General features: G+C 66.1%; 12 protein-coding genes. 6 read left to right on the forward strand and 6 right to left on the reverse strand.

Going from position 1 to position 12,458, the window contains the following annotated elements:
• Positions 1 to 32: 32 nt before the first annotated feature.
• Positions 33 to 857, reverse strand: a complete 825-nt coding sequence (locus V9E98_08485; GenBank protein ID MEI2717018.1) for a lysophospholipase — start codon at positions 855 to 857, stop codon at positions 33 to 35.
• A 62-nt stretch (positions 858 to 919) separates the two neighbouring features.
• On the opposite strand from V9E98_08485, the gene gatC reads away from it, so the two are divergent.
• The 4 genes from gatC to V9E98_08505 all read left to right on the forward strand — a co-directional run bounded on the left by gatC (position 920) and on the right by V9E98_08505 (position 5,624).
• Positions 920 to 1,222, forward strand: a complete 303-nt coding sequence (gene gatC / locus V9E98_08490; GenBank protein MEI2717019.1) for an Asp-tRNA(Asn)/Glu-tRNA(Gln) amidotransferase subunit GatC — start codon at positions 920 to 922, stop codon at positions 1,220 to 1,222.
• Positions 1,219 to 2,712, forward strand: coding sequence for an Asp-tRNA(Asn)/Glu-tRNA(Gln) amidotransferase subunit GatA (gene gatA / locus V9E98_08495; GenBank protein MEI2717020.1), 1,494 nt, complete (start codon positions 1,219 to 1,221; stop codon positions 2,710 to 2,712). Before gatC ends, gatA begins: the two co-directional genes overlap by 4 nt.
• Complete coding sequence (gatB, locus tag V9E98_08500) at positions 2,709 to 4,223, forward strand: Asp-tRNA(Asn)/Glu-tRNA(Gln) amidotransferase subunit GatB (protein MEI2717021.1); 1,515 nt, start codon at positions 2,709 to 2,711, stop codon at positions 4,221 to 4,223. The genes gatA and gatB overlap by 4 nt, the downstream gene beginning before the upstream one ends.
• 147 nt (positions 4,224 to 4,370) lie before the next feature.
• Positions 4,371 to 5,624 (forward strand): hypothetical protein, encoded by a 1,254-nt coding sequence (locus tag V9E98_08505; protein ID MEI2717022.1) that lies wholly within the window; start codon positions 4,371 to 4,373, stop codon positions 5,622 to 5,624.
• A gap of 42 nt (positions 5,625 to 5,666) precedes the next feature.
• Here the strand turns inward: V9E98_08505 and V9E98_08510 are convergent, their stop codons facing one another.
• Positions 5,667 to 6,614, reverse strand: a complete 948-nt coding sequence (locus V9E98_08510; protein ID MEI2717023.1) for an aldo/keto reductase — start codon at positions 6,612 to 6,614, stop codon at positions 5,667 to 5,669.
• A 53-nt stretch (positions 6,615 to 6,667) separates the two neighbouring features.
• Here V9E98_08510 and V9E98_08515 point away from each other — a divergent pair, with 53 nt between their 5' ends.
• Complete coding sequence (locus V9E98_08515; protein MEI2717024.1) at positions 6,668 to 7,438, forward strand: CpsB/CapC family capsule biosynthesis tyrosine phosphatase; 771 nt, start codon at positions 6,668 to 6,670, stop codon at positions 7,436 to 7,438.
• On the opposite strand, the gene V9E98_08520 is transcribed toward V9E98_08515, so the two are convergent.
• Positions 7,425 to 8,492: a PfkB family carbohydrate kinase gene (locus V9E98_08520; protein ID MEI2717025.1), complete on the reverse strand. Its 1,068-nt coding sequence runs from the start codon at positions 8,490 to 8,492 to the stop codon at positions 7,425 to 7,427. The genes V9E98_08515 and V9E98_08520 overlap by 14 nt on opposite strands.
• Here V9E98_08520 and V9E98_08525 point away from each other — a divergent pair.
• A complete protein-coding gene (locus tag V9E98_08525) occupies positions 8,424 to 9,917 on the forward strand; it encodes an NAD(P)/FAD-dependent oxidoreductase (GenBank protein ID MEI2717026.1) in 1,494 nt (497 codons plus the stop codon). The genes V9E98_08520 and V9E98_08525 overlap by 69 nt on opposite strands.
• On the opposite strand, the gene V9E98_08530 is transcribed toward V9E98_08525, so the two are convergent.
• The 3 genes from V9E98_08530 to V9E98_08540 form a co-directional block, all read right to left on the reverse strand.
• Entirely contained in the window at positions 9,893 to 10,801 is a 909-nt protein-coding gene (locus V9E98_08530) for an alpha/beta hydrolase (GenBank protein MEI2717027.1), read from the reverse strand. The two genes, V9E98_08525 and V9E98_08530, sit on opposite strands and share 25 nt — an antisense overlap.
• A gap of 115 nt (positions 10,802 to 10,916) precedes the next feature.
• Positions 10,917 to 11,702, reverse strand: coding sequence for a polysaccharide deacetylase family protein (locus V9E98_08535; GenBank protein ID MEI2717028.1), 786 nt, complete (start codon positions 11,700 to 11,702; stop codon positions 10,917 to 10,919).
• Between the two features lie 31 nt (positions 11,703 to 11,733).
• Positions 11,734 to 12,411 (reverse strand): HXXEE domain-containing protein, encoded by a 678-nt coding sequence (locus tag V9E98_08540; GenBank protein ID MEI2717029.1) that lies wholly within the window; start codon positions 12,409 to 12,411, stop codon positions 11,734 to 11,736.
• Positions 12,412 to 12,458 lie beyond the last annotated feature (47 nt).

Consider the following 12,458-nt stretch of genomic DNA (forward strand, 5'->3'; position numbering starts at 1 on the left):
CCCGCGGTGTGGTGAACACTCCGCCGCGCTGGTCAGATCCGCGGTTGCATCCACGCGAGGATCTCGTCGATCACGTCGTCGCGCTCAGGCTCGTTGTGCGGCTCGTGGAACATGTCCTCGTACTCGAGCAACGTCACATCTCCCGTGACCTGCTCGGTGAACGTCTTGCTGGCCTGCGGCACGGTGAGACTGTCCGCGAGCCCGTGGATGATGAGCAACGGCCGCGGGAACGATGTCTGCTCCATCATCGCGTCCATGGCGTCGAAGGTTTGCTTGGCGAGTCCCAGCGACCCCTGGTCGTGCACCAGTGGATCCGCCAGGTACGCCTTGACGACCTCCGGATCCCGGCTGACGCCTTCAGGGTCCAGCCCCGTGGGAATCGTCACGCCCGGGACCATTCCACCGAGCATGTTGGCGACGAAGAACTTCACCCGCTGCTCGCGCAGGGTGGAATCCAGCGCCGGCGCTGACGCGACGACGCCGGTGATCTCCGGCTGATGCCGCACCACGTAGGTCATCGACAACAGGCCACCGAGGCTGTGGCCGTAGAGGAAGACGGGCAGTCCAGGGAACTCGTCGTGGGCGAAATCGATCAGGTCGGCGATGTCCGTCATGGCGTCGTCGACGCGCAGGTCGCCGCGAGCGCCCCCGGAGTGGCCATGCCCTCGCAGATCGATGGCGAACACAGCCATCCCCTCGTTCGTGAGTCGACGGGCGACGTGCTCGTAGCGTCCCGAGTGTTCTCCGAGGCCGTGGATCAGGCACACCACCGCGGTCGGATCATCGTCGGGCAGCCACTGCTGCCAGTAGACGGCGGCGCCGTCGAGGGTGCGATGGGTCTGTTCGTCGTGACGCATTCGGCCATTGTGCACCGCCCTCCCGCGGGTCAGGGCAGACGGGTGACCCCTACGATTGGCACATGTCCGCCATCACCCGCGACGAGGTCGCCCATCTGGCTCGGCTCGCCCGTCTCGATCTGCCCGATGACGCCCTCACCCACTATGCCGAGCAGTTGGACGCAATCCTCGACGCGGTGGCCATGGTCGGGGAGGTCGCGGCCGACGACGTGCCCGCGACCTCACACCCGGTGCCCATGACGAATGTCTTCCGCGAGGATGTCAACCGACCGTGCCTGGACCGCGACGAAGTACTCGCGCAGGCGCCAGCCGCTGAGGACGGTCGCTTCCGGGTGCCCCGCATCCTGGACGAGGAGCCGGCATGAGCATCGATATCACCCGCAGCGCCGCCGTCGAGCTCATCGAGGAGTTGGCCGCAGGCAACCTGTCCTCCGTCGAACTCACGCAGGCTCACTTGAACCGGATCGCCGAGGTCGACGGCGAGATCCATGCATTCCTGCACGTCGATGCCGAGGGTGCGTTGGCCACCGCCGCCGAGGCCGACCGATTGCGGTCGCGGGGGGCGGACCTGCCACTCCTGGCCGGCATTCCCATCGCGTTGAAGGACGTCCTCGCGATGAAGGGGGTACCCACGACGGTGGGTTCCCGCATTCTCGAGGGGTGGCACCCGCCCTACGACGCCACTGTCGTGGCGCGGCTACGCGCCGCCCACATGCCGATCCTGGGCAAGACCAACATGGACGAGTTCGCCATGGGCTCGTCCACCGAGCATTCCGCCTACGGGCCGACCCGCAACCCCTGGGACACCACGCGCATCCCCGGTGGGTCCGGAGGCGGCTCCGCGGCCGCGCTCGCGGCCTTCGAGGCCCCGCTCGCGATCGGGACCGATACCGGCGGATCCATCCGGCAACCGGCTGCTGTCACAGGCACTGTGGGGGTCAAGCCCACCTATGGCGGGGTGTCCCGTTACGGCCTGGTGGCGTTGGCCAGTTCACTGGATCAGGCCGGCCCGTGCGCGCGGCAGGTCATCGGCGCCGCGATGCTGCACCAGGTCATCGGGGGGCATGACCCTCTCGACTCCACCTCGAACGACCGCCCACTGCCCGATCTCGTCCGAGCCGCCCGCGAGGGCGATGTCCGTGGCATGCGCATCGGACTCGTCAAGGAACTCGGCGGTGAGGGTTACCAGCAGGGAGTGCGCAATCGGTTCGCCGAGGCCGTCGACATCCTCAGCGGGCTGGGGGCCGATGTCGTCGAGGTCTCGTGCCCCAACTTCCGCTACGCGCTGGGGGCCTACTACCTGATCCTGCCGAGTGAGGCGTCGAGCAATCTCGCCCGATTCGACGGAATGCGGTACGGACTGCGAGTCGGTGACGACGGCCGGGCGGGCGTGGAACAGGTCATGGCGGAGACCCGAGCGGCCGGATTCGGGGACGAGGTCAAGCGCCGCATCATGCTGGGGACGTACGCATTGTCGTCCGGCTACTACGACGCCTACTACGGTCAAGCCCAGAAAGTGCGCACACTCGTCCAGCGGGATTTCGATGCGGCCTTCGCGGACTGTCACGTCCTGATCTCCCCGACCTGCCCGACGACGGCGTTCCCCCTCGGCGAGAAACTGGACGATCCGCTGGCCATGTATCTCAACGACATCGCCACGATCCCGGTCAACCTGGCCGGCAACGCCGCCATGTCGCTGCCGATCGGATTGGCTGACGAGGACGGTCTCCCCGTGGGAATGCAGATCATGGCGCCGCACCACTGCGACGACAGGTTGTACGGCGTGGGGATGGTCCTCGAGGAGGCGCTCGAGGACAAGTGGGGGTACCGACTGCTCGAGAAGGTGGGACTGTGAGCACGGCAGGGGAGACGCTGGCAGACTACGACGATGCTGTGAGCCGGTACGAGCCAGTCATCGGACTGGAAGTCCATGTCGAACTGGGTACCGCGTCCAAGATGTTCTGCGGCTGTCCCACCGCTTTCGGGGCGATCGCCAACACGCAGGTCTGCCCGGTGTGCTTGGGCTTGCCGGGCTCCATGCCGGTCGTGAACCAGGCCGCGATCGAGTCGACCATCCGGATGGGATTGGCCCTCAACTGCACCATCGCCGCGTGGTGTCGGTTCGCCCGCAAGAACTACTTCTATCCGGACATGCCGAAGGACTACCAGATCAGTCAGTACGACGAACCGTTGTGCACCGATGGCTATCTCGACGTCGCAGTCCCGACCGACGACGGCATCACGACCGTCCGAGTCGAGATCGAACGGGTCCACATGGAGGAGGACACCGGCAAACTCACGCACACGGGTGGTGAAACGGGCCGCATCCACGGAGCCGACTACAGCCTCGTCGACTACAACCGGGCGGGGATACCGCTGGTCGAGATCGTCACGAAACCTGTCACGGGAACCGGGGCCCTGGCTCCCGCCGTGGCCCGCGCCTACGTGACTACCCTGCGCGACATCATGCGATCTCTGGGCGTCTCCGACGTCCGGATGGAGGAAGGCTCACTGCGCTGCGATGCCAACGTATCCCTCGCACCGGCGGGCGCCCCGTGGGGGACCCGCACCGAGACCAAGAACGTCAACTCGCTGCGCTCCGTGGAGCGGGCGGTCACTTTCGAAATCCGGCGTCAGGCGGTGGTCCTCGATTCCGGTGACCGGATCGTCCAGGAAACCCGCCACTTCCACGAGGACACCGGTACGACCACCTCCGGGCGTTCCAAAGAGGAGGCCGAGGACTACCGCTACTTCCCGGAACCTGACCTGCTGCCCGTGGCCCCCGACCCCGCATGGGTCGAGCAGTTGCGGGCGACGCTGCCCGAGCTGCCCGCGGTGCGGCGGACCCGACTCCAGCAGGCCTGGGGGATTTCCGACTTCGACATGGACTCGGTCATCAACGCGGGGGCACTCGATCTCGTCGAACAGACGGTGGCCGCCGGAGCCGACCAAGCAGGTGCCCGCAAGTGGTGGCTGGGTGAGTTGTCCCGACTGGCGCGCGAGCAGTCCGTGGATCTGGGGGAGTTGGGGGTGGCTCCCGCCGATGTGGCTCGGGTGGAGGAACTCGTCGCTTCCGGATCACTCAACGACAAGTTGGCCCGCCAGGTCTTCGAGGGGATGGTGGCAGGCGAAGGGTCTCCCGATGACGTCGTGACCGCGCGCGGTCTCGAACTGGTCTCCGACGACGGCGCGCTGCTCGTCGCCATCGATGAGGCGATTGCCGCCAACGCCGATGCCGTCGCCAAGATCAAGGACGGCAAAGTCCAGGCAGCCGGTGCCATCATCGGTGCTGTCATGAAGGCAACCCGGGGGCAGGCCGATGCCGCCCGCGTGCGCGAGTTGCTGATGGACCGACTAGGTCACTGAGAAGACACGGCCCGAGTGGGAGGGTGCCTGACTGGCGCCCGGTCGGGTGACAACTGCCGCCCGCGCTCGGGAAGGCAAGAAGCTCAGGAGTGCCCATCGAGGGCGGTGAACTGGCAAGGTCGGACTGCGCAGACCCAGGAGGTTCCCATGGCCGCAGATCTGGACACCACCGTCATCAGGGACGCACTCGCGAACGAGGACTACCTCACCGTGATTCGCGAAGTGCGCGATGCCGTGAAGGCCGACCCCGTCGCGGCCATCTCGGACCCCGTGATCAACGAGTGGCTGGGCCGGCGCTATCGCGACATCTTCCTGCAAGAGGCCGTATCCGACGCCAGGACCGTGAAGAACTCGCAGGCCCCCTTCCCCCTGAGCATGGTGGACAAGCGCACCGTCCGGCAGAAGCTGGCCCAGCGCATGGTCAAGACCATCGCTGCCGACGAGGTCGCGGCCGAACTACCACCTGCCCAGCCGGGGCCACTGGGCAACACCACGATCGTGTTCGCGCCGGGGCTGCTCACCGGGCTGCTACCGGTACTCGCGTTCCAGTCGGTCTGGCCGCAGATCCAGTCGAGGTTCGGGATCCGGGTGATCGCCGTCGACGCCCATCCCATGGCATCGACCGAGTCGAACGTGAAGGATCTCGAGAACGCGATCGAGAGAGGTATCGGCGTTCGCACGGATGTGGAAGGCGGATTCATCACGGCTGATGACGATCCGACACCGCCGCAGGGAGGCGTGTTCCTGATCGGCTACTCGAAAGGCTCGCCCGACATCCTGACCCTTCTCGCCCGGCGCCCCGACTTGGCCCCCCGGATCAGGGGATTCGCGGCCTGGGCAGGAGCGGTGCGGGGCTCGTACGCCGCGAACGACATCTACAACCAGATCAAGGACCTTCCTGAGTACGACGCGGTCAAGACGATGTCCGGAACGGTGGGCAAGTTGCTCCTGCGGATGGCGCCGATCATCCAGATCGAACGAGTCGATCGCCGACTGGACGAGTACGACTTCAAAGGAGCTCTGCAGTCACTCACGACGTGGTACCGAGATGACTTCCTCGAGAAGAACCAGCAACTCCTCATGGATCTGGGTATCCCGATGTTCTATTTCAGCGGGGCCACCACGATCTTCGAGGTTCCCTGGTTCCAGGTCCAGGGCACTTTCGACCTGGCGAAGTACGACCTCGAGAACGACATGCAACTCACCCAGGACCAAACGAAGCCACCGTTGCCGTTCGCGCCACACCTCGCGAAGTTCCGCGCCAATCACTGGGACCTGTCCTACGACACGTTCCCCTGGTACGCGACCTTGGGATCCACAAAACTCAAGAATCCCTTCGCCCGAGAGCCCGCCATCGCCGCGATCATCTTGTTCATGAGCGAGATCGGGATCCTGGACTGAGCCGAGGACCAGTGCATCAGGGCCGCGGCGCAACACCACCCGCTACAGCAGTTCGGCGCTGACATCCTCGCCGGCGAGTTGACGCAGGTCGAGGTCGCTCAAGGAGAGTTCCCCCGCGCGGGCATTCTCCTCCACGTGCTCCGGCTGTCGGGTGCCGGCGACGGGGATGATGTGATCGCCCTGCGCAAGGACCCAGGCGAGGGATACCTGGCTCGCGGTCGCCCGATGGCGACGCGCCACCGCCTTCGCGGCTGCCACCTGATGGCCGGCCTGCGCCATCGACTCCGTCGTGAACTCCGGCAGCTTGGAGCGCAGATCGGTCCAGTCGAAGCGCCGCGATGAAGGGATCGTCCCGGTCAGGACTCCGCGGCCGAGCGGGCTGGTGGCCAGCACACTGATGGCCCGAGCACCGCACCAGTCGACCAGTCGACGGGAGCGCTGGTTCCACAACGAGAACTCAGCGAAGACGGCAGTCACCGGAAAGCGCTGTTGCAGGAAACTCACCACGCGGATGTCGTCGGTCACGACTCCGAGGGAGCGCACTGTGCCCGCAGTGACGAGGTCTGCCATCGCCCCCCACGTTTCCGACAACGGGACATCCGGGTCGATGGTGTGCAGCGAATAGAGGTCGATGCGGTCAGCGCCCAGACGTCGCAGCGATTCGGTGGCCGCACTGGTGATGTGCTCAGGGCGGCCGTTGCGCAGCAAGGCCCCGTCGGAGCGCCCCACGAGCCCCACCTTCGTGGACAGAATAGCCTCGGGGCGGCTCGCAGTGGCCCGGCCGACCAGGAGTTCGTTGGTGGCGGGGCCATAGGAATCGGCGGTGTCGACCAGGGTCATGCCCAAGTCCAGCGCCCGCTGGATCGCGGCAACCGATCGATCATCGTTTCGTTGCTTGACGTCGTAGACCCCCGTCATCGACATGCAGCCCAGGGCGATCCCACCGACCTCGAACCCCCAGGAACCCAGTCGACGTGGTGCAACGTGCATGGCGGAACTCTATGTCCCCGGTGGTCTGCCCGTGAAACGGGTTCAATGGTGGGGTGATCGACCTCCACTGTCACATCTTGCCCGGGTTGGACGACGGCCCTACGGACATGCGCCACAGCGTCGAGATGGCGGCACAGGCGGACCGCGACGGGATTCACACCATCTGTGCCACCCCGCACATCCGACACGATCACGACGTCCGGATCCACGAGCTCCCTGACCGCATTGCAGTTCTCAATGAGGCAATCGCCCAAGCGGGGGGAGCCGCGCACATCATCAGTGGGGGGGAGGTCGCCGAGACGATCGTCGAGCACTTGTCCGACGCCGAACTGCGAGTCGTGTCCCTGGGCGGAGGGGGTCGCTGGATCCTTCTGGAGCCGAAACCGGGACCGCTCAGTGACTCGCTGGACCATGCGGTCGTCACGCTGCGCCGGAGAGGCTTCCATTCGCTGATCGCCCACCCCGAGCGTCATCTCGGAGTGGACATGCTCGAACGCCTCGCCCGGCTCGTGCGCGAGGGCGCTCTCATCCAGGCGACCGCGGCGACGATGTGCGAACCACCCGCCAGTCGCGGCATGGCGATCCTCGCTCGCGCCGGACTGATCCATGTGCTGAGCAGCGATGCTCACCATCCCCGGGTGGGGCGCGAGGTGGCCATTGCGGAAGGCCTCCAGGTTCTGGGTCGTATCGATCCCCCGGGCCAGTTCCTCCCGTGGGTCCGCGACGTCGCACCGGCGGCCATGATCGCCGGCAAGGAGGTCGCGTCCCCGTACCCGCCCGAGGGGATACCACCGCCGGCGAAGGACGGCGCTACTGCCGGTTGATCGTGATCTGGGGGATCAACTGCTCGACCATCGTGCGCATGCCGGTGCCCAACCCGTGCCGCAGGAAATTCGCGGCTCCCGCGGCCATGCCCACCGTCAAAGTGGTGAGCCAAGGCTGGCCGGCAGCCCAAGAAGCCGCGATGCCCCCCATCATCGAATCCCCGCAGCCCTCAGGTGAACCGTGGTCGAATCGGGGCGGCACCAACTGGACCGTGTGGCCGTCGTTGGCGGTGGCGTAGGCGGGTCGGCCGCCGCGTGTGACGATCACCGATCGCGCGCCGTGCACTCGGAGGCGATCAACTGCAGCACTGCGTTCTTGCGGTTCGCCGACGGGGCCAGTAACGAACTGCGCCAGCTCCCAGTCGTTCAACTTCACCAGATCGGGCTGGCCGGGGAGCGCGGCATCCAGTCGAGGTGGGGAGAGGTCCACCAGGACGGGAGTGCCGGTACTGCGTACATCGGCGACCAGATTGCGATAGAAGTCCCCTGGCAATGCGTCGCCGGGCAGGGGATTGGTGACGACAAGAACATCCGCGGCCATGGCTGCGGACACGGTGGTGGAGAACAGGTCGTCGAGCTCGTGGCGCGACATGGGTGTGCTCCAGGCCGTTGCGATAGGTCGCCGGTCACCGGTGCGGCGATCGATGACATAGCAGCCGCTGGCGGCCGTTGTTCGGATCAAGCGCTGCTCGAATGGGAGTCCGGCCAGAAGAGCTGTGACGACGGTGCCCGTCTCGCCTCCAGCGGTTCCGCAGAGCACCGGTTCAGCACCCAGTTCCCCGGCCATTCGCGCGACCCAGACTCCCTGGCCTCCGGCGTGTACGTGGATGTCGTCGCTGTCGCCGGTGGTCCGCGTCTCAACCGTGATGGTCAGGATGGGATGCGGCCCGAACACGGCCACCCGCGGACTGTCCATGCCGCCAGTATCCGCCCCGGAGAGCACCGATCGCGCGCGTCGGACGCGCGCCTGGGCCAGGATGATCTCGTGGGCTCCGAGCACGTCGACATCATCGTCGTAGGCGCGGGTCTGAGCGGGATCGGGGCTGCCTGCCATCTCGCGCGACGAATGCCGTCTCGCAGCGTGGCGATCCTCGAAGCGCGCGATCGGATGGGGGGGACCTGGGACCTGTTCCGGTATCCGGGAGTGCGCTCCGATTCGGACATGTACACCCTGGGCTACGCCTTCGAGCCCTGGACCCACGCGGACTCGATCGCATCGGGATCCGTGATTCTGGAGTACATCGCCGAGACCGCACGCAAGTACGGCGTCGACCGCCGAATCCGTTACCGCAGCAAGGTCGTGGCAGCCCGTTGGTCGACTGCGCAGTCGCTTTGGACCGTGGAGATCGAGGATCCGGATACGGGGCATCGTTCGACCATGACGTGCCGGTTCCTCTACGGCTGCACGGGCTACTACCGCTACGACCACGGCTACACCCCGGACATCCCGGGGTTGGGTGACTTCGCAGGCGCCGTGGTGCACCCGCAACACTGGCCGACTGATCTCGACGTCACCGGCAGGCGGGTTGTCGTCGTCGGTAGTGGCGCGACAGCAGTGACGCTGGTGCCGGCTCTGGCTGCGAAGGCCGGTCACGTGACCATGCTGCAGCGCTCCCCGACGCACATCCTGCCCATGCCGGCCAAGGATCCGATCGCCGATCGTTTGCGGGCCGGCCTGCCGCAGCCAGTTGCCTACGGCATGGTGCGGTGGAAGAACATCCTCTGGTCGCAACTGTCGTTTCAGTTGAGTCAGCGCCGACCCGAGGGGGTGCGCAGGTTCATCCGCGACCAGCAACGCCCACTGCTGCCGCATGGCTTCGACTTCGACACACATCTGAACCCCGACTACCGGCCTTGGGATCAGCGCCTGTGCCTGGCCGCCGACGGCGACCTGTTCGCAGCGATCCGGGAGGGCAGGGCCGACATCGTCACGGACACCATCACACGGGTCCGGGACACGGGGATCGAATTGTCGTCCGGACGCACGCTGGCGGCCGACATCGTCGTGCTGGCCACGGGGCTGACGCTGCTACCCATGGGTGGCATCCGGCTGCACGTGGACGAAGCGCGGGTCGACTTGCCTGAGCGGGTGGCCTACAAGGGAGCGATGCTCTCGGGAGTACCGAACTTCGTGTTCACCGTGGGTTACACCAACGCCTCCTGGACACTGAAGGCCGATCTCGTGGCCGACTACTTCTGCCGACTGGTGCGGCATATGGAGCGAAATGGCTATGTGATGGCTCTGCCCGTAGCTCCACCGGCGGACGAGCCTCGCTCGCCCATCATGGAACTCAAAGCCGGCTACATCCGGCGGAGTGAGGGTGACCTCCCGTCACAGGGGTCGCGACGCCCCTGGCGGTTGCGGCAGAACTACCCCTTCGACCTGGTCACTCTGCGATACGGACGGATCCAAGACGAAGGATTGCGCCTCTATCGGCGAGCGGAAGTGCGTCCTCACGCACTGGCCGAGACGGGGTGACTCTCGGCCTGTTCCCATTCCGCCCGGACGATGACATCGGCGAGCATGTCCATGATCCGATCGGGGAACTCCAGCGGCAGACAGTGGGTGCCGGGCAGGCTGTGAACCTCGGCGTGCGGGATCTGCTCCGCATAGCGCAGCACGTCCTGTTGCGACGTGAGCATGTCGATGGCCCCGGACACGATCGTGACTGGGCACTGGATGAACGAGGGGTCCACGTAATCGTGGCGCGACAGTGCCAGGGCCAGCTGGAAGTACCACGTGAAGTCCTGCTGCTTCATCGAACTCGCCCAGGCCGAGATGTCTTCCGGATTCGCGAACGGCAGGATGAATCCGGTGTGGCGCAGCCACTCCGCGAAAGGGCGGCCGGTGGGGACAACTCGTGCGAGCAGATTGAGTGGGGAACCGAGGGCGCGACCGGCGCGGGCAACTCCGATCCCCATCGGCTTTCGCAGCGGGCGCGGCACCAGTTGGGGTGCGAACAGTGTGTCGAACGTCCCGCCCGGCACCCCGGCCACGGACAACAGCCCGGCGACCCGGTCGGGATGAATCGCGGCCAACTCGAACGCCACGTTGACTCCGAGTGACCAGGCGACGATCACAGCCTGATCCCACCCCATGTGATCCATCAATGCGATGGCGTCCTCGGCGTGGTCCGTGATGTCGATCCGTTCAGGGTCGCTCGGTCGGTCGGAGCCCAGTGCCCCGCGGTGGTTCCATCCCGCGACCGAGTAGGGGCAGTCATCGGCGAGGAGTCGCGGCCACGCTTCGGGCGGCACTCCCATACCGTTGCACACCAGCACGGGCGGGCCATCGGGGATGCCGTTGCGCCACGCGGTGAGTCGGGTGCCGTCCGCGGCCATGAGGTCGAACTCCTCGAGCATTCCCTCAGGGTAAGCGACCAGCCCCCAGGCAAGTGACCAGCGGGTTTGGCCAAGGTCTCCTGTCGACTCAACGCCCCGAAAGACGCAAGAAACCCCGAAAGAAGCAAGGAGGAGGTCAGGAAGAGTGAGGAACCAGGCACTGTGGGACCGCCTGGAACGTGAAGCCGCGCTTGATCCAGCGCGGCAGCATGATCCGGACCGCCTCGACGGTGTTGGGGCGGTCGCCACCGCCGTCGTGGAGCAGGATGTTGGACTTGTCGTAGGTGGCGTCCTCGAGATAGCCCAGGAACTCCGGGATCGGGGGCTGGTCCCAGTCGACTGCCCAATCGGTCCACAGGATGGTCTTGTAGCCGGCGTCTTTGGTGACCGCGCGGACACGTTCGTTGGTGGATCCGTAGGGCGGCCGCATACACGCCGCCATGGAGGGACCGACTGCTCGCGCGGTCCGTTTGAACTGATCGCGGATCGCAGGGTCGCTGAGGGTGGTCAGATCGGAGTGGTCCCACGTGTGGTTGCCGATCGCGTGGCCCCCAGCGACGATCTTCTTGATCAAGTCGGGGTGTTGCGCCACCATCTCGCCGACCACGAAGAACGTCGCCGTGGCATCGTGCTTGGCCAGTACGTCGAGGATCTGCTGGGTGTACGGCACCCAGGGTCCGTCGTCGAACGTCAGATAGATGACCTTGGCGTTCGGGTCCACCGTGGCGCTGGCCGACGGTGACTGCGATTCCTCGGGTTCGGGTGCGAGGCTGTTGGGGACGTCGGGGGATTTCGTGGGCGCGGGGCGGGCCGCCTGGTCCGACGCCGCCGTCGTCGGAGATTCGGGCGCACCTGGGGTGCACGCCGAGAGGACCGCAAGAATCAGTGCAGCCGCCAAGGCTGCGAACCCCTTACCCAACACCTCTGCAGTGTCACATCCTGTCGTCGCCGTGTCACGCTGCCACCGGGCGCGAGTCGGTGGCGTGCTTCCTCCTGGTCCCGGTGATCGCTGCGAATCCCGCCACGACGCCCAGGCCGAGAAGTACCGCCAGGACCCAGTCGACCGGCGTCAGGACGCTGTTCTGGATGACGTAGATCACGATGAACGTGCTGAAGGGCAGGAGGAGAAGCATCGTGGTGATCAGTCCTGGGTTGTAGCCCTCGTGTCTGATCTGAAAGAGCACAGTGTGTTGGACACAGTTGACGCCGACGTTGAAGACGACCAGGCCGAGGCCGACCCAGGGGGCGATGCCTGCCAGGAGTGCGCCGAGGATGGCCCATCCCCAGACTGTGACGATGTTGACGAAGAAGACGTAGCCCTCGCTCAAGGGGGTGTTGTCCCCGGGAGTGTCCGCTGCGAAGACGGTGTCGTGATTGAAGAACGACTTGAACCCGCCGGGTAGGACGTACTCCTCGAACTCGTGCACCATCAGGATCGGCAACTGCAGCCACAGGAGCCACGCATAGGTGGGGATGTCCCAGTTCTGCAGTCGAGCGGTGATCAGGACGGTCAGCAGGATGGGGGCCAGCAGGCAGCCGCCTGTGACCTGCCAGGCCACATTCGCCTTGGCGAAGAACCCCGCAGGTGGGCCCAGGTCGCTTCGTATCGGGTGGGCAGTTGCTGCTGACATGTGAACCCCTTGCCTCCGGGGTCGGAGCTTCCGGCCTCACGTCCAGC

The sequence above is a fragment of the Candidatus Nanopelagicales bacterium genome (assembly GCA_037045355.1).
Classification (GTDB): domain Bacteria; phylum Actinomycetota; class Actinomycetes; order S36-B12.